17 protein-coding genes are annotated in these 16,327 nt (G+C 73.8%); 9 read left to right on the top strand and 8 right to left on the bottom strand.

The window, feature by feature from the left end; genetic code table 11:
• Positions 1-18 precede the first annotated feature (18 nt).
• From ACFOSY_RS32505 to ACFOSY_RS32490, 4 genes are all read right to left on the bottom strand, one after another.
• Positions 19-390, bottom strand: coding sequence for a DUF6479 family protein (locus ACFOSY_RS32505; protein ID WP_394313936.1), 372 nt, complete (start codon positions 388-390; stop codon positions 19-21).
• Positions 391-601: 211 nt separating this feature from the next.
• The gene (locus tag ACFOSY_RS32500) at positions 602-2,728 is read right to left on the bottom strand and encodes an MMPL family transporter (protein ID WP_394313934.1); all 2,127 of its coding nucleotides are present in this window, start codon (positions 2,726-2,728) and stop codon (positions 602-604) included.
• 197 nt (positions 2,729-2,925) lie between these two features.
• Complete coding sequence (locus tag ACFOSY_RS32495; RefSeq protein ID WP_006134578.1) at positions 2,926-3,240, bottom strand: hypothetical protein; 315 nt, start codon at positions 3,238-3,240, stop codon at positions 2,926-2,928.
• Positions 3,237-3,626, bottom strand: a complete 390-nt coding sequence (locus ACFOSY_RS32490) for an ArsR/SmtB family transcription factor (protein ID WP_394313931.1) — start codon at positions 3,624-3,626, stop codon at positions 3,237-3,239. The genes ACFOSY_RS32495 and ACFOSY_RS32490 overlap by 4 nt, the downstream gene beginning before the upstream one ends.
• A 207-nt stretch (positions 3,627-3,833) precedes the next feature.
• Here ACFOSY_RS32490 and ACFOSY_RS32485 point away from each other — a divergent pair, with 207 nt between their 5' ends.
• The 3 genes from ACFOSY_RS32485 (at position 3,834) to ACFOSY_RS32475 (ending at position 5,513) form a co-directional block, all read left to right on the top strand.
• Positions 3,834-4,562 carry a TetR/AcrR family transcriptional regulator gene (locus tag ACFOSY_RS32485; RefSeq protein WP_394313929.1) on the top strand — a complete coding sequence of 243 codons (729 nt, stop codon included), beginning with the start codon at positions 3,834-3,836 and terminating at the stop codon, positions 4,560-4,562.
• A gap of 115 nt (positions 4,563-4,677) precedes the next feature.
• A complete protein-coding gene (locus tag ACFOSY_RS32480; protein WP_394313927.1) occupies positions 4,678-5,058 on the top strand; it encodes a MerR family transcriptional regulator in 381 nt (126 codons plus the stop codon).
• Positions 5,059-5,309: 251 nt separating this feature from the next.
• The gene (locus ACFOSY_RS32475; protein ID WP_006134583.1) at positions 5,310-5,513 is read left to right on the top strand and encodes a cold-shock protein; all 204 of its coding nucleotides are present in this window, start codon (positions 5,310-5,312) and stop codon (positions 5,511-5,513) included.
• Positions 5,514-5,635: 122 nt separating this feature from the next.
• Here ACFOSY_RS32475 and ACFOSY_RS32470 read toward each other — a convergent pair whose 3' ends face one another.
• Together ACFOSY_RS32470 and ACFOSY_RS32465 are read right to left on the bottom strand one after the other, a co-directional pair.
• The gene (locus ACFOSY_RS32470; protein WP_394313924.1) at positions 5,636-6,526 is read right to left on the bottom strand and encodes a serine hydrolase; all 891 of its coding nucleotides are present in this window, start codon (positions 6,524-6,526) and stop codon (positions 5,636-5,638) included.
• Positions 6,523-7,491 (bottom strand): LysR family transcriptional regulator, encoded by a 969-nt coding sequence (locus tag ACFOSY_RS32465; protein ID WP_394313922.1) that lies wholly within the window; start codon positions 7,489-7,491, stop codon positions 6,523-6,525. The genes ACFOSY_RS32470 and ACFOSY_RS32465 overlap by 4 nt, the downstream gene beginning before the upstream one ends.
• Before the next feature lie 85 nt (positions 7,492-7,576).
• Between ACFOSY_RS32465 and ACFOSY_RS32460 the strand changes: the two genes are divergently transcribed.
• Positions 7,577-9,208, top strand: coding sequence for a penicillin-binding transpeptidase domain-containing protein (locus tag ACFOSY_RS32460; RefSeq protein ID WP_394313920.1), 1,632 nt, complete (start codon positions 7,577-7,579; stop codon positions 9,206-9,208).
• 404 nt (positions 9,209-9,612) lie between these two features.
• Positions 9,613-10,533, top strand: a complete 921-nt coding sequence (gene bla, locus ACFOSY_RS32455; protein ID WP_394313918.1) for a class A beta-lactamase — start codon at positions 9,613-9,615, stop codon at positions 10,531-10,533.
• 10 nt (positions 10,534-10,543) lie between these two features.
• On the opposite strand, the gene ACFOSY_RS32450 is transcribed toward bla, so the two are convergent.
• Together ACFOSY_RS32450 and ACFOSY_RS32445 are read right to left on the bottom strand one after the other, a co-directional pair.
• A complete protein-coding gene (locus tag ACFOSY_RS32450; RefSeq protein ID WP_394313916.1) occupies positions 10,544-10,864 on the bottom strand; it encodes an antibiotic biosynthesis monooxygenase family protein in 321 nt (106 codons plus the stop codon).
• A 51-nt stretch (positions 10,865-10,915) separates the two neighbouring features.
• Complete coding sequence (locus ACFOSY_RS32445) at positions 10,916-12,118, bottom strand: SCO2400 family protein (RefSeq protein WP_394313914.1); 1,203 nt, start codon at positions 12,116-12,118, stop codon at positions 10,916-10,918.
• 309 nt (positions 12,119-12,427) lie between these two features.
• Here ACFOSY_RS32445 and ACFOSY_RS32440 point away from each other — a divergent pair, with 309 nt between their 5' ends.
• The 4 genes from ACFOSY_RS32440 to ACFOSY_RS32425 all read left to right on the top strand — a co-directional run bounded on the left by ACFOSY_RS32440 (position 12,428) and on the right by ACFOSY_RS32425 (position 16,292).
• Positions 12,428-13,558: a sugar ABC transporter substrate-binding protein gene (locus ACFOSY_RS32440; RefSeq protein WP_394313912.1), complete on the top strand. Its 1,131-nt coding sequence runs from the start codon at positions 12,428-12,430 to the stop codon at positions 13,556-13,558.
• 107 nt (positions 13,559-13,665) lie between these two features.
• On the top strand, positions 13,666-13,872 hold the full coding sequence (locus ACFOSY_RS32435) for a DUF4287 domain-containing protein (RefSeq protein ID WP_394313909.1): 207 nt from the start codon (positions 13,666-13,668) through the stop codon (positions 13,870-13,872).
• A 129-nt stretch (positions 13,873-14,001) separates the two neighbouring features.
• The gene (locus tag ACFOSY_RS32430; protein ID WP_394313907.1) at positions 14,002-14,949 is read left to right on the top strand and encodes an RNA polymerase sigma-70 factor; all 948 of its coding nucleotides are present in this window, start codon (positions 14,002-14,004) and stop codon (positions 14,947-14,949) included.
• A gap of 101 nt (positions 14,950-15,050) precedes the next feature.
• Positions 15,051-16,292, top strand: coding sequence for an NAD(P)/FAD-dependent oxidoreductase (locus ACFOSY_RS32425; protein ID WP_394313905.1), 1,242 nt, complete (start codon positions 15,051-15,053; stop codon positions 16,290-16,292).
• Positions 16,293-16,327: the final 35 nt, after the last annotated feature.

Raw genomic sequence — 16,327 nt, 5'->3', positions numbered from 1 at the left:
GACCCCCCTGGGGCCAGGTCACACGTGACCTGGCCCTCCGCTGCCGAACGCCCCGCTCGACCCCGGCAGCCACCTCTTCCGCTGCTGATCCTTGCCCGTCTTCGTGCTCGCGTGATGCAGCTCGTACGGCATGAGCCGGGAGCCGGAGCGAGGCGTGAGCGGTATCTCGTCGGGCTCGCGCATCTCCCGCATCTCGCGTACCGCGCCGCCGTCCGGCAGCCTCGGCTGCTCGTCGGGCTGGGGGCGCGGGGACTCCTGGTCCATGTACCGCATTCCCGCACGGACGGACCAGACCAGGGCACCTGCCACGATGATGCCGCCGATGAAGGCCGCTGCCACGGCCCACTGATGGTCGCTGGCGGCCAGCTGTACAAGCGTTGCCGTGTTCATGTTTCCGAGTATGGACCAGGAAATGTGATAAAGCGCCCGCTATGTCCGGATCGGCGGCGACAGGTGGCGCGCCCCCCGTTCGGACCGTCCGAGGGGCGGCGCCCCGCGCCGGGTGGCAGGCTGCGGCCAGAGGGAAGGCCGGGACGGGCCGTCGCGTCCCCACGTGTGCAGCTCGGGGCCCGGCCCCGGCCTTCCCGTCTCCGTCCGTTCCCTACGCCGTCCTCCCGGCGACCGGCTTCGCCGCCTCCCCCGTCCGCCCGGGACCGGTGCCGCCGTCGCCGTCCGGCCGCGGCGCCTCGCGGAACAGCCGGCCCGGCCACCAGAACCGGCGGCCGAGATCCAGCGCCAGCGCCGGCACCATGACCGTGCGGACGAGGAACGTGTCCAGCAGGACGCCGATCCCCACCAGCACGCCCATCTGCGCCATGGTCACCAGCGGCAGGCCCGCGAACACCGCGAAGGTGGCCGCCAGCACCACACCGGCCGAGGTGATCACCCCTCCGGTGCTGGTCAGACCCTCCAGGACGCCGCGTGTGACGCCGAGCCGCGCGGTCTCCTCCCGCACCCGGTGCATGAGGAAGATGTTGTAGTCGATGCCCAGGGCCACCAGGAACACGAAGCCCATCAGCGGGATCGACCAGTCCACGCCCGCGTAGCCGAGGACGTGCTCGAAGAGCAGGTTGGACGCGCCGAGCGCCGCGAGGTACGACACCACCACGGTGGCGAGCAGCAGCACCGGCGCGACCAGCGCCCGCAGCAGTCCGATCAGCACGGCGAGGACGACCAGCAGCACCACGGGCACCACGGTGGTCAGGTCCCGGTCCGCGGCGCGCGCGGTGTCCAGGCTCTCCGCGGTGGTCCCGCCGACCAGGGCGTCCGCGCCGTCCACGCCGTGCACGGCGGTGCGCAGCGCGTCGACGGTGTCCTTGGCGGCGTCGCTGTCCGGGGCGTCCTCCAGCACCACGGACAGCGTGGTGAGGGAGCCGTCGGGCGTGCGGTCGCCGCCCGGCTCGACCCGGGCCACCCCGTCCACCCCGGCCGCGGCCGTCCGCACCTCGCCGGCGGCGGCGGTGCGGGTGACGATCTGCGCCGGGTCGGAGGCGCCGGACGGGAAGTGCTCCGAGATCCGCTCCTGCGCGACGACGGACCCGGGCTTGTCCTGGAACATCTCCGACTGCGTGAGCCCCAGGGAGATCCCGGCCGCGGACAGCGCGAGCACCCCGGTGACCGCCACCGACATCAGCCACGACCAGCGCGGACGCCGCGCCACGGCGCTTCCGACCCGCGCCCACACCGTGCGCTCCCCCCGTGCGGGCGTGCCGAAGCGGGGGACGAACGGCCAGAACACCCAGCGCCCGGCGAGCACCAGCAGCGCGGGCAGCACCGTGACCATGGCGAGGAACGCGCACACCACGCCGACCGCGCCGACCAGGCCCAGCGAACGGGAGGAGTTGACGTCGGCCAGCGCCAGGCAGGCCAGGCCCACGGCGATGGTGCCGGCCGAGGCGAGCACCGCGGGGCCCGAGCGGGTCAGGGCGGTCCGCATGGCGCGGTGCCGGTCCTCGTGGCGGTGCAGCTCCTCCCGGTAGCGGGCGATGAGCAGCAGGGCGTAGTCGGTGCCGACGCCGAAGACCAGCACCATCAGCACGCCGGCGCTCTGCGGGTCCACGGGCAGCGAGGCGTGCTTGGCGAGCAGATACGTGGACGCCTGGGTGAGCACGGCGGCGAAGCCGACCGACAGCAGCGGGAACAGCCACAGCACCGGGCTGCGGTACGTGATCAGCAGCAGGACGGTCACGACGAGCACGGTGGCGATCATCAGGGTCACGTCGAGGCTGTCGAACACCGCCACGCTGTCGGTGAGGGAGGCGGCGGGGCCGCCGACCTCGACGTCCGTGCCGGGCGGGGCGTTGGCCCCGGCGATGTCACGCAGGGCGTCGACGGTGTCGGTGACCTCGTCCTCCGCGTCCAGCGGGACCACCGTCATCAGCGCCTCGCCGTCGTCCGACGGCACCGGCCCGGTGATCCGCTGACCCGCGGCCGTGAACCGGTCGAGCGCGGCGCGGTCGGCGTCCGCCGCCTCCCGGGCGCCCGCGCCGGTGTACACGACGACGACGGGCATGACCGTGTCCGTGCGGAACTTCTCCAGCTCCGTGTTGACGCGGGCGGACTCGGCGCCGTGCGGAAGGAAGGCGTTGGGGCCGGTGTCCTCCACGTCGCCGAGCTTCCCGGCCAGCGGGCCGAGGGCCACGGCGACGATCAGCCAGGCCGCGAGCACGGCCCACTTCCCGCGGCGCCCGCCGGGCGCACGCGCGATGCGCTGCAACAGGGCACGCATGAGTACTCTCCTTGATGTGAGGCGCACCGCCGGCCGGTGACGGCCGGCGCGGGGCGCACGGACCCCGCACCACGGCGCTCAGGCTGTGACGACCTGCCGCGGTGCACGGGTAGGGGTGTGTCCGGGGCGTGTGCTTCGCCCGTACGGCCGGGAGTTGCCGCTCCCGGCCGTACACCTTCGCGCACACGCGCACCGGGTCATTCGATCTCGCGCATCATCTTCTCCATCGACCCGACGGCCAGCCGGGTCTGCGTCAGCTCCTCCAGCAGCCGGCGCTGCTCCTCCGTGGTGCGGCGCTGCAACTCCACGGTGTCCTCCAGCAGATGCGCGTACCGCGTGGCGAGCTCCTTGTACTGCTCCTCGCGCGCGGCCAGCATGCGGGCGCGCCAGGTGGCCGCCACCTGCCAGACGATCACGATCAACAGCGTGAAGAACCCGGCCGCGCCGACGGCCCCCACCAGCACGCCGAGCTCGTCGGCACCGGCGGCCTGCGTCACCAGTTCGTCGTTCACTTCGCTTCCTCTTTCGCGCCTCGGTCCGAGCGGCCCGTGCCGCGGTCGGCGGTGGTGCCCGCGTCGACGTCGGTGAGCGTCGTGGCCGCGCGGGCGACGGTGTGCGGGGTGAGTTCGCAGACGAACGGCGTGACGTCGTAGTACTTGACGGTCTTGCCGTCGTCCGCGGATTCGAGCGTGCCGGTGACGAGGCCCGCGGCCTCCAGCCGCTGGAGGTGCATGTGCAGCAGCGGGCGGCTGATGCCGATCTCGCGCGCCAGCGCGCTGACGTACGTGCGGTTCTCCACGAGCGCCGCCACGATCCGCATCCGGTGCGGGTTGCCGAGCGCCGTGAGGATCTTCAGCAGGGCGTCACCCTCGGGCGCCGGCGGCGGGACCTCGGGCATCAGGGCCCCTTTCCCTCGTACCTGTCAGAAAAGGCTGACAGGGGGTCCGGGCACCTGTCAAAGATTTCTGACACATCTCAGGGTTGGATGGGGGACACCTCAGGGTCGCCTCCGGGAGGCCTGGAGAGGGCGCATCGTGCCGGCGCCGCTCGGTAGCATCCGCGGCATCCGCGCGGGGAGTGCTCCCCGGTTCGTACGGAGGGATGCATGACCGTCGGTGAAGGACCTGAGGCGCCCGTTCCGCCCCGGCAGCGGCGGGACGCGCGGCGGAACCGGGAGCGGCTGGTGGAGGCGGCGCACGCCGTGTTCGCCGAGCAGGGGCTCGAGGCGCCGCTGGACGTGATCGCGCGGCGCGCCGGGGTCGGCAACGCGACGCTCTACCGGCACTTCCCCACGCGGGCTGCGCTCGTGGACGCCGTGTTCCGCGGCCAGCTCACGGGAACGATGGAGGCCGGTGAACGCGCGCGCCGCGCGGCCGACGCGTGGGCCGGTCTCGCGGACTATCTCGACGCCGTGTTCGCCACCCTTGCGGCCGATCGCGGGACCAACGACCTGATGACCACCCGTCTGCCGGACGTCGAGACCCTCGACGCCGTCCACGCGCACAACCGCGAGACCGTCGACGTGCTGCTGGAGCGCGCCCGCGCGCAGGGCGGCGTGCGCGCCGACGTCACCACCGAGGACCTTCTCTTCGCCCTGGCGGCACTGGGCCGTGCCGTGCCGCCGCTGGCCGCCGCCGCGGGACCCGACGCCTGGCGCCGCCCCCTCGCCCTGTTCCTCGAAGGGCTGCGCGGTCCCGCGGCCGGGCCCCGTCCGCTGCCCGGACGGCCGCTCGACGAGGGAGAACTGGGTCAGGTGCTCGGGGAGATGGGTCCGCACCGGACCAGGCCCACGGACGGCTCAACCGGCGGGGCCGCGGCGGGCGGCGGGGCGTAGCCGAGGACATCTGTACGCGCCGCGACAGATTTTCCGCCGAGGCGACTAGAGTTTGACGGTGGGGAACCTGTCCCCGTGGCGGACCGTGCCCGCTGTGGTCCGCGGAAAGGTGCGTATGCCCTCGGAAAGTCAGCCGTACGCCGACGGCCGGCAGCCGGACCAGGACCGGCTCCCCGTCGCCGACCGGCTCGACGACGACCACTTCCCGGCCTACACCATGGGCAGGGCCGCGGAACTGGTCGGAGCCACACCCGCGTTCCTCCGCGCCCTCGGCGAGGCGCGGCTGATCACGCCGACCCGCTCGGACGGGGGTCACCGGCGCTTCTCGCGCCACCAGCTGCGGCTCGCCGCGCGCGCCCGCGAGCTGGTCGACCAGGGCACCCCGGTGGACGCCGCGTGCCGCATCGTGAGCCTCGAGGACCAGCTGGAGCAGGCGGAGCGGACGAACGAGGAGCTCCGCCGGCAGGGCGCCGACCCGGTCCACGGGCACCGGTGAGGGTCACCGGCGAAAATCTGTCCCCGCCGGAACAGTATTTCCGCCCCGTCGGCGCAAAATTCTTTTCTCCAAACATGCCGCGCGGGTTTATTCCAGCGATTTTCCTCGCTTGCTGAGAATATTTTCCGTGCTAGGCTGACGTCAGTTGCAGTTGTGGTTGCCAGTTTGAACCGGTTCTCCGGGCAGGTGATCATCGCGACGATGTAGGGATTCGTAAAGTGCGTTTCCCGGCACTGTCTCAGGAGATAAATATGGCCACCGGTACGGTCAAGTGGTTCAACTCGGAAAAGGGCTTCGGCTTCATCGAGCAGGACGGCGGCGGCGCTGACGTGTTCGCCCACTACTCGAACATCGCCACCTCGGGCTACCGCGAGCTCCAGGAAGGCCAGAAGGTGACCTTCGACGTCACCCAGGGCCAGAAGGGCCCGCAGGCGGAGAACATCGTTCCCGCCTGACCTGCCTGACCTGCACGCAGGTTTTGAGGAGCGGGTGCTCACACGTTTCGTGCGGGCACCCGCTTCTTGCTGTTCACCGGTCTGGTTGTTCACCGGGATTTTCCCCGCGTTTTCGGCCGCGCTCAGCGTGACGACCGGAACGCCTTCGCGCGCAGCGCGTCCACCGCGATCCGCGCCGCCGTGCCGATCACCGCGTCGGCCGCCGGAAGAGTCGCCGCCGTGTGCGCCGTCCGGGTGAAGACGGCGACCGCGTAACGGCCCCCGTCGGGATACTCGACCACCCCCACCTCGTTCCGCAGGGTCGGCAGGCTGCCGGTCTTTCCCGCGACATGGACGTCGTCGAAGGGAAAACCCGAGGCCAGACGGTGCGGCCACACCTGAAGCCCCATGATCCGCCGCATCGCCGCGCCGTGCTCCGGGGTGCACGCCTCGTCCCGCCACACCGCGCCCAGCAGCCGCGTCATGTCCCGCGGGGTGCTGCGGTTGGTGCGGGCCGGGTCCAGCGCCCGCAGCCGGCTCACCACCCGCGGGTCGGCCAGCGCCCGCGCCCCGTCGGGCCCGGCGTCCTCCTTGACGGTGGCCAGCATGTCGCCGAAGGAGTGCACGGCCCGCGTCCGGGTGAGGCCCAGCCGGGCCGTCGTCGCGTTCACGGCGTTCAGACCCACTCGGCGCAGCAGCAGGTCGGCGGCCGCGTTGTCGCTCACCGCCATCATCAGATAGGCCAGGTCACGCAGGGACAGACGGGCCCCGTCCAGCATCGCCGCCACCCCCGTGGGCCCCGGCGTACGCTCCTCCGGCACGGTCTCCAGCTGCTCGGCCAGGTCCAGCGCGCCCCGCGCCGCCTGCGCGTGCAGCGCGACCAGCAGACACAGCTTGTGGACACTGGCCGTGCACACCGGCTGGTCCGCGCCGGCGTCCAGCTGCTCGCCGGAGTCGATGTCGAGGGCGTGCAGCCGGCCGGTGACCCCGGCGTCGGCGAAAGCCGCGTGGATGCGGGCGACGGCGTCCGTCACAGCCAGTACTCCGATGCCGGTCGCAGATGCAGGGGACGGGCCGGCACATCGGGAACCGCGCCGGCGGCGGTGCGCAGGGCACGCGTGGCCGCCTCCGCGAACGCCTGCACGGCGGCGTCGCCGCGCCCCTTCGGCCAGGCCGCGGAGTGCCGCAGCGCGGGCGCCCCTCCGGTCAGCGGACGCCACACGGCGTCCCCCTCCCCGTCCCCCTGCCCCGGTGGGGCGGCGTCACGCGGGCACAGCGCGACGGCCCCCGAGGACAGCACCAGCCCGCGGACGAAACTCGCGCCCTGACCGTGGCGCACGGCGGCGGGGGTGAATCCGCCGCGGGCGCAGGTGGTCAGCAGCTCGTCGTACAGGGCCGGGGCCGCCGCGCGCGGGAAGAGGATCAGGTCGCGGCCGGACAGCGCGGGCAGCGGGACCTCGTCGAGTGCGGCCGCCGCGGCGCGGGCGGGCAGCAGCACGCCCAGCTCCCTGCGCAGCACCGGGCCCAGCTCCAGACCCGTCACGTCGCACGGATGGTGGACGACGCCCACGTCCAGGTCGTGCGCCGCGAGCCGGTCGAGCTGCTGCGCCGTGGACAGCTCGTGCAGCTCCAGCTCCAGACCGGCGTGACGTCCGGCGAAGTCGGCGAGCAGCGCGGCCACCGTCTCGCCGGAGAGGTCCGGGGGCAGCGCGGCGCGCAGCAGGCCCGTCTCGCCGTCACGCACCCGGCGGGCGGCGGCGAGGAACGACTCCGTGCGGGCCAGCACCTCCCGCGCCTCGGCCAGCAGCAGCGTCCCGGCCTCCGTGATCCGCACCTGACGGCTCGTGCGCTCGAACAGCCGCACGCCCAACTCCCGTTCCAGCCGCTGGACGCGCTGCGAGAGAGGGGGCTGGGCCATGCCCAGACGGGCGGCGGCACGGCCGAAGTGTGACTCTTCTGCAACAGCCACGAAGCACTCCAGGTGCCGCACCAGGTCCACGATCAGTAACCATATCGAGTGTTTATCGGTGCATGAGCGATAGCGGACTTGGACGGATGGGCCTCCGCGCTGCTGTGGTCGGGGCATGAACACGTTTCCCGACCTTTCCCCTTCCGCTCCCCGCCGTCGCCCCCGGACGGCGGTCAAGGCGCTCGTCGCCGTCACGGCGGTCGCCGCGGTCGCCGTCGGCGGGGCCTGGGGCGCCGGGCTCGGCCCCTTCGCGGGCGAGTCCGGGCCCGACCCGGAGGCGGTGGCCGAGGCCCGCGCGTTCCTCGCCGACTGGGCCGCCGGACGCCTCCCGGCCGCCGCCGCCCGCACCACCAGACCCGACCGCGCGGAGGAAGTGCTCAGCAGCTTCACCTCCGGCCTCGACATCGACCGGCCGGTGCTCACGGCCGGCAAACCCGTGGAGGACGAGGAGTCCGGCGGACACGCCGTCACCGTCCCGTACACCGCGCGGATGCCCGTCACCGGCCTCGGCACCTGGACCTACGGGGCCGAACTGCCGCTGCGGGAGCGCGACGGCGAGTGGAAGGTGGACTGGCGGCTGTCGCTGGTGCACCCGCGGCTCAGCGGCACGGAGAAGTTCCGCCTGGAGCGGGAGGAGGCCGAGCCGGTCCGCGCACTCGACCGCGCCGGACGCGCCCTGTCCGCGGACGCCCATCCCTCCCTCGCCCCGGTCCTCACCCAGCTGGCCGGCCGCACGGACGGGGGCGGGCCGCGCGGAGCCGTACTGCTCGTCGACCGCGCCACCGGAGACGTCCGCCGCACCGAGGCGGCCTTCGGCACCCGGACCCGCCGGGACGACGGCCCCCTGCGCACGACGCTCGACGCGCGCTGGCAGTCGGCCGCCGAGCAGGCCCTGAAGAAGGCCGGCGGGAAGAACGCGGCGCTGGTCGCCCTGCGCGTCGCCGACGGCCAGATCCTCGCCGTGGCGAACTCCCCGGCCGACGGCTTCAACCGCGCCGTCTCCGGCACCTACGCCCCCGGCTCCACCTGGAAGATCGTCACCAGCAGCGCGCTGCTGCTCAAGGGCGCGGTCGCCCCGGACGACGTCGTGGACTGCCCCCGGTATCTCACCGTCGGCAAGCGGTTCCAGAACGTCGAGACCTCCGCCCACCCCGGCGCCACCTTCCGCACCGCGTTCACCGAGTCCTGCAACACCGCCTTCATCGGCCTGCGCGACCGGCTCGGCGACGGCGAACTCGGGGAGGTCGCGAAGAAGTACTTCGGCGTCGGCCAGACCTGGCACGTGGGCGTCCCCTCGTACGACGGGTCCGTGCCGGAGCCGCGCGACGCGACGGAGAAGGCCGCGTCGATGATCGGGCAGGGCCGGGTGCAGGCCAATCCGCTGATCATGGCGTCGGTCACCGCGACGGCCGTCTCCGGCCGCTTCCATCAGCCGGCCCTCGTCGCCTCCGGCACGGAGGACACCACCGTGACCGAGCCGCTGCCGCCTCGGGTCGTCAGCGGGCTTCGCTCGCTGTTGCGGGCCACGGTCACCGAGGGCACGGCGCGGGTGCTCGCGCCGCTCGGCGGCGAGGTCGGGGGGAAGACCGGGACGGCGGAGGTGTCCGAGGAGCAGGAGAACAACGGGTGGATGGTTGCCCATCGGGGTGGTGTTGCCGTGGCCTGCGTGGTCGAGGAGGGCGTTACGGGGGGTGGGTCGGCGGGGCCTGTGGTGTACGGGGTGTTGTCGGCGGGGCCTGGGGTTTGAGGCGCGCCCAGGTTTTGAGGCGCGCCTCGTTGTTGGGCTGGGCCCCGGCTGGACACGTTCGGTGTCCTGACCTCCCGGTTTCGGGGGCTTCGCCCCCGGACCCCCTTCGCGCAGTTCCCCGCGCCCCTATAGGGCGGCTCGCCCCCGGACCCTCTTCGCGCAGTTCCCCGCGCCCCTATAGGGCGGCTCGCCCCCGGACCCTCTTCGCGCAGTTCCCCGCGCCCCTGAAGGGCGGCTCGCCCCCGGACCCTCTTCGCGCAGTTCCCCGCGCCCCTGAAGGGCGGCTCGCCCCTGGGCCTCTTTGCGTAGTTTCCCGTGCCTCTGTAGGGCCGCTCGCCCTCGGACCCCGTTCGCGCAGTTTCCCGCGCCCCTCATAGGGCCGTTTCCTGGAAGGATGTTTCCTCGTGACCGCACGACTGTCCCGCCGTGCCCTCCTGTTGACCGCCGCCCTCGTTCCCGTCGCGGGGTGCGCCGCCGATGCTCCGGATCGGGCTCCCGCGGCCGGTGGTTCTGCGACACCAGGGCGCCGGACCCCGGACCCGGTCAGCCCTCCCCGTCTCCGCGCTCTGGAGCGTGAGTTCGGCGCTCGGCTCGGGGTGTTCGCCGTCGACACCGGGACCGGTGCCACCGTCGTCCACCGGGCCGACGAACGCTTCGCGCTCTGTTCCACCTTCAAGACCCTCGCCGCCGCCGCGGTCGTGGACCGCCGCCCCGGCGCCCGCCTGGACGAACGGGTCTTCTACGGCACGGCCGACCTGGTGACGTACTCGCCCGTCACCGAGAAGCACACCGAGGACGGCATGACGCTGCGTCAGCTGTGCGACGCGGCCGTCCGGTACAGCGACAACACCGCCGGGAATCTGTTGCTGCGTGACATCGGCGGACCGCGCGGTCTCACCGCGTACGCGCGCCGGCTGGGCGACCGGGTGACGCGGCTGGACCACATCGAGCCCGAGCTGAACAGCAACCCGCCCGGTGACCCGCGCGACACCACCACGCCCCGCGCCATCGCCGCCGACTACCGCGACCTGGTCCTCGGCGACGCCCTGCCCGCCGCCGGGCGCGCCCTGCTCACCGACTGGCTGGTGCGCAACACCACCGGCGACCGGCGCATCCGGGCGGCCGTGCCCCGCGGCTGGCGGGTGGGCGACAAGACCGGCGGCGGGGAATGGGGCCGGGGCAACGACGTGGCCGTGCTGTGGCCGGGCACCGGACGCGCCCCGCTGGTGCTGTCGGTGCTCACGGAACGCACCACCCACGCCGCCTCCCCCAGCGACGAGCTGGTGGCGGAGGCGGCGCGGCGGGTGCTGGACGTGCTGGGGTGACGTCCGCCGGTCAGTCCTGGCGGGGCGCCGCCTGCTGGACCACCTCGAAGGACCACAGGGTCGCGTCGGTGGCCGCAGGGCGCGGCTTGTCGCCCTGCGCGCCGGCGTGGGCGGCCTGACCGCGCCCCTCCATCCAGCGCCGGAAGTCCTCCTCGCTGCGCCAGCGCGTGTAGACGAGGTAGGTGTCCGTGCCCTCGACCGGGCGCAGCAGCTCGAACCACTCGAAGCCGTCCGAGCTCTCCACCGCCCCGGCCCGCGCGGCGAACCGCTTCTCCAGGGTCTCGCGCTGGTCCTCGGGAACCGTGAGTAGGTTGATCTTGACGACGCTCATGCCGCGATTGTCTCGCAGTCCCCGCGCGTTCCGCCGGTCGGGGCGGCCCGGTCAGCCGAGGCAGATCACCAGCAGGCAGAGGCGGGGGTCGCGCGGCTCGTCGGCGGGCGGCGGGGTGCTGGGCGCCGGCTGCGCGGTGGAGCCGTCGCCCTGGTCCGAGCCGCCGTCGCCGCTGCCCGTGTCGCCGGTCCCGGTGCCGTCGTCGGCGGTGGGCGGGGGCGTGGTGGGGCGCGTGGGGGTGACGGAGTCGCCGGTGGCCGGTGCGCCGCCACCGGTGTCCTGGCTCGCCTCCGAGCGGCTGCCGGAACGGGAGACCGACTCGGACGCGTCCGAACGTCCCCCGGCGGGCACCTCGGTGGCGGCGGCGCCGTCGGTGTGGGTGCCGGACGGCGGCGCGGTGGTGGCGGGCGCGGCCTCGGGGCGCGCCGTGCCCCGTCGGGCATCGGCCTGCGGCGGCGCGGTCGTACGGTCCGGGGCGACGGACGGGGCGTCGGCCGTGTCGTCCGCGGTGCCGCTGGTGCCGCCCATGCCGTGCAGGTCGGGGGCCGCGGCGGCCTGGGTGCGGTCGTTGCCGCCCCGGTCCGTCGAGGCGAGCGTGATGCCGCCGCCGACGAGCGCCACCGCCGTGGCGACCAGGGCGCGGCGCTGCGTCTTCTTCCAGCGCGCCAACTGCCGCCGCCGCGCGGCACGTCCGGTACCGGGGCCGGGGGGCAGGGCGTGCGGGGTGTCGGCCGTGGGGCCGGTCTCCTCGGGCCGCGCCGGGTCGGCGGGGCGCGCCGGCGCGGCGAACACCGCGGCCTCGGCACGGCGGGCGGGGGCGACGGTCCGTAGGGGCTCGGGGAGGGAAGTGGAAGAGGGGTGGGCGGGCCGCGTGGTGTCGACCGGCCACGTGGTGTCGGAGGACCGCGTGTTCCCGCCGGGCCGAGCGGCGTCAACTGCCCGCGTGCTCCCGCCGGGCCGAGCGGCGTCAACCGCCCGCGCGTCCGCGCCGGGGCGTGCCGCGCCGGACCGTCCCGTGTCGACCGCCCGCGTCGGCTCCGCGGACCGCGCGGGTGCGGTGAACCAACCGGCCTCGCCGGGCCCTTCGGCGTCGGCGCGGTGCCGCGCCGACGCCGTGCCGGACGTCGTCGCCGCCGGACCGGGGACGCGGTGGCCGCTGATCACGCCGGGGGCGATGTCGGGGGCGTAGGCGCCGCAACCCGGGCAGACCAGGGCGCCGTTGAGGTGCCGGCGACACGTGGAGCAGTAGTCCATCCGCTGTCTTCCTGAGGTGTCGTACCGGGCGTCCGCGCAGGGGCGACCGACCCGGTCCGGGCAGGGAACAGCCACGCTAGCCAGGCCCACGGCCCGCTGTGTGCAGCCCGTGTGCCGCTCCTGCGCACATTCTCGGCGTGCCAGGGGAGAAGGTCGTGAGCACGCGTGCCGCACCACCGCACAACGGACACACTGCTGAGCAACGTTCTGGGCCCGGCCGGACGTCGGCCCCGACGCCGTACGGAATGCCGCGTCGGCCGTCCAGCTCCACCCCCCATGCCGCACGCCCGCCCGGAAGGCACCCCCACCTTGAAGCCCCGTACCACCGCTGCCGCCGCACGCCGTTCCGCCCTGCTGCTGACCGCCTCCCTGACGGCCCTTTCCCTCACCGCGTGCGGTGTGCTCGGGTCGGGTGACGACGACACCGCGGACGCGCGCGCCGACGACGACATCACCGTGGGCCTGCTGCTGCCCGACCGGTCCACGGCCCGGTTCGAGAAGTTCGACTACCCGCTCATCAAGGAGCGCATCGCCTCGCAGACCGACAAGCGGGGCGAGGTCGTGTACGCCAACGCCGAGGGCAGCGAGAAGAAGCAGAGCGAGCAGTTCCGGCAGATGATCGGCCGGAAGGTCGACGTGATCCTCGTGGACGCGGTGGACGCGCAGGCCGTCGCGCCGGACGTGCGCCGGGCCAAGCAGGCGGGCATACCCGTCATCGCCTACGACCGGCTCGCCGAGGGTCCGATCGACGCGTACGTCTCGCACGACAACGAACTCGTCGGCCAGGTGCAGGGCCGCGCCCTGGTCAACGCGCTCGGTGAGAACGCCGAGCACAAGAAGGTCGTCATGATGAACGGCGAGCCCGCCGACCCGAACACCGCGCTGTTCAAGAAGGGCGCGCTGGGCGAGCTGAACGGCGCGGTGGACATCGCCGCGTCGTACGACACGAAGAAGTGGCTGCCCGAGGTCGCGGCGGAGAACATGCGCAAGGCGCTGAAGAAGGTCGGCGCCGGGAACGTCGCCGCCGTCTACTCCGCGAACGACGGTATGGCCGGCGCCGTCATCGAGGAGCTCCAGGAGGCGGGAGTCACCGAACTGCCGCCGGTGACCGGGCAGGACGCGGACCTGGAGGCGGTGCGGCGGGTCGTCTCGGGCACCCAGTACATGACGGTGTACAAGTCCTTCCTGCTGGAGGCGACCGGGGCCGCGGACATGGCGGTGGCCAAGGTGCAGGACCGGGCGATCCAGTTCGACGCGCTGGCGCAGGACGAGATCGACAGCCGGTCGCGGAAGGACATCCCGGCGATGCTGGTGCCGGTGGTCGCCCTCACCCGGGAGAACATCGAGGACACGGTGATCGCGGACGGCGTCTACACCGTCAAGGACATCTGCACCCCGGCGCACGCGGACGACTGCGCGGAGATCGGGCTCACCGGCTGAGGAGGGTCAAGGGTGACGCAGGTCACGCCGGCGGGCCGCTCAGTTCCGTTCCTTCCTCCGGTCCTCATGGGCGCAGGTGTCCGCGTGTGGAGGAAGGACCGGTCGTCATGAGCGCACAGGTGAAGGGCCCCGCGAGCTACTTCCCGTCGATCGAGAGGAAGTACGGCCGCCCTGTGGCCGAGTGGAAGGAGCTGATCCGCTCCTCGCCGCTGACCCGGCACATGGAGCTGGTCGCCTGGCTCAAGGCCGAGCACGGCCTGGGCCACGGGCACGCGAACGCCCTGGTCGCCCACACCCTCGCGGAGAAGTCCTGACCGCGCGGGGCGCGGCGGCGGAGGTGACCGTGGGCGGGGCGGCCGGATGTGAGGCGGGGCGCGAGGCCGGGAGTGGCCGCCGGGGGTAATGCCGGGCGGGTTCGCCAGGGACGTGCCTAGGATCGCGGCATGTCTGCGCGTACGAGCGACGTGAACCGGTTCCTTGCCGCCCGGCCCCGCCTGGAGGCCATCGCCTACCGTCTGCTCGGCTCCGCGAGCGAGGCCGAGGACGCGGTGCAGGAAACGTATCTGCGCTGGCAGGGCGCGGACACCGGGCGGATCGAGGTGCCCGAGGCCTGGCTGACGAAGGTGCTCACCAACATCTGCCTCAACCAGCTCACCTCGGCCCGCGCCCGGCGCGAGACGTACGTGGGCCAGTGGCTCCCGGAGCCGCTGGTCGCCGGGGACCCCATGCTGGGGCCCGCCGACACCGCCGAGCAGCGGGAGTCGGTGTCGTACGCGATGCTCGTGCTGCTGGAGCGGCTGTCCCCGGACGAGCGCGCGGTGTACGTGCTGCGGGAGGCCTTCGGCTACGCGCACAAGGAGATCGCCGAGATCCTCGACGTCAGCGAGGCCGCCAGCCAGCAGATTCTGCACCGGGCCAGGAAGCACGTGGCGCAGGGCAGGGCGCGCCGGGAGATCGACGAGGGCGAGGCCCGGCGGGTCGTCGAGGAGTTCCTCGCCGCCGCCACCAGCGGGCGGACCGAGCCGCTGGTCGCGCTGCTCACGCGGGACGCCGTCGCGGTCGGCGACGGCGGCGGGAAGGTGCCGGCGCGGGCGAAGGCGTTCGAGGGTGTCAAGGCGGTGGCCACGTTCCTGCGGGGCCTGTTCACGCCGGGCCCCGGCAAGCAGGCCGCGGCGGGCGGGTCGCCCGAGCTGTACGCGACGACCGCGAACGGCGATCCTGCGGTCGTGGCGGTCATCGACGGCCGGGTGATCGGCGTGATGTGCCTGGAGGTCACCGAGGACGGCATCGCGGCGGTCCGCAGCCAGGTCAACCCCGACAAGCTGGAGCGCGTGACGGAGCGGTGGGCCGCCGTCGACCACGGGGAGCCGCTGGTCCGGGACGTCTTCTGACGCGCCCCGTGCGCATGTGACGCAGGTCACATGGCAGGGGTGTCAGGGATCGGCGGGCCGCCCGGTTCAAGGGGCGAACCAGTCGACGACAGGAGCCTGCCATGCAGCACCGCATCATCGTCCTCGGAGCCGGATACGCCGGAGCCTCCGCCGCCGGACGCCTGGCCAGGCGGCTGCACCGGGACGACGTCTCCCTGACCCTCGTCAACGCCGAGCCCGACTTCGTGGAGCGGGTCCGCAACCACGAGCTGGCCACCGGCCGCGAGCTTCCGCACCGCCCGCTGGCCGACCTGCTCGCCGGGACCGGCGTCGAGCTGAAGGTCGCCCGGGTCACCGCCGTCGACGTCGACCGCAAGGTCGTCACCGTCACGGGTGACACCGGCGGGACCGGCGACTCCGGCGCCGAGGAGCTGGCGTACGACACCCTCGTCTACGCCCTCGGCAGCCGCTGGAACGACCACGGCGTGCCGGGCGCCGCCGAGCACGCCTACGAGATCGCCGGGCGGGCCGGCGCGCTGCGGGTGCGGGACCGGCTGGCCGGGCTCACCGCAGGGCAGCCCGTGGTCGTGGTGGGCGGCGGTCTCACCGGCCTGGAGGCGGCCACGGAGATCGCCGAGTCGCGTCCGGACCTGGACGTCACCCTCGCCGCCCGCGACGGCCTCGGCGACTGGCTGTCGCCCAAGGGCCGCGGCCACCTGCGGGCGGTGTTCGCCCGGCTCGGCATCACCGCGCGCGAGCACGCCGAGGTCACGGCCGTCGAGGACGGCGGCGTGGTCACCGCCGACGGGGCGGTCCTGCCGTCCGCGCTCACCGTGTGGACGGCAGGGTTCGCCGTCCACCCGATCGCCCGCGCCACGACCCTGGAGGTCGGCGACACCGGTCAGATCGTGGTCGACGGCACCATGCGCTCGGTCTCGCACCCGGACGTGTACGCCGTCGGCGACGCGGCCCTGGTGCAGGGGCCCGGCGACAAGCCGCTGCGGATGTCCTGCGCGACCGGCACGCCCACCGCGTGGCAGGCCGCCGACGCGATCGCGGCGCGCCTCACCGGCGGGAAGCTGCCGCACGTGCCGCTGCGGTACTTCAACCAGTGCGTGTCGCTCGGCCGCAAGGACGGACTCATCCAGTACGTCACCGCGGACGACCGCGCGGTGAACGCCGCGCTGACCGGCCGCTTCGCGGCCCTCTACAAGGAGCTGATCTGCAAGGGCGCGGCCTGGGGCGTCGCCCACCCGACCGTGGGTCTGCCCAGCCGCCGCCGGCGGATCACCCACCCCGCCCCGGCGCAGCCGGCCACGGCGACGGCGGCGGCGACGGCTCCGGCCCCGGAAACGGCGGCCTGACGCCCACCGCCGCTCAAGGCCCACCTCTCCGGCGG

Origin of the sequence: Streptomyces lusitanus (genome assembly GCF_042647945.1) — a bacterium.
GTDB classification, from domain to species: Bacteria; Actinomycetota; Actinomycetes; order Streptomycetales; family Streptomycetaceae; genus Streptomyces; species Streptomyces pseudogriseolus.
The sequence above is the reverse complement of the archived record's forward strand: the minus strand, read 5'-3'. Positions and strand labels throughout refer to the sequence as shown.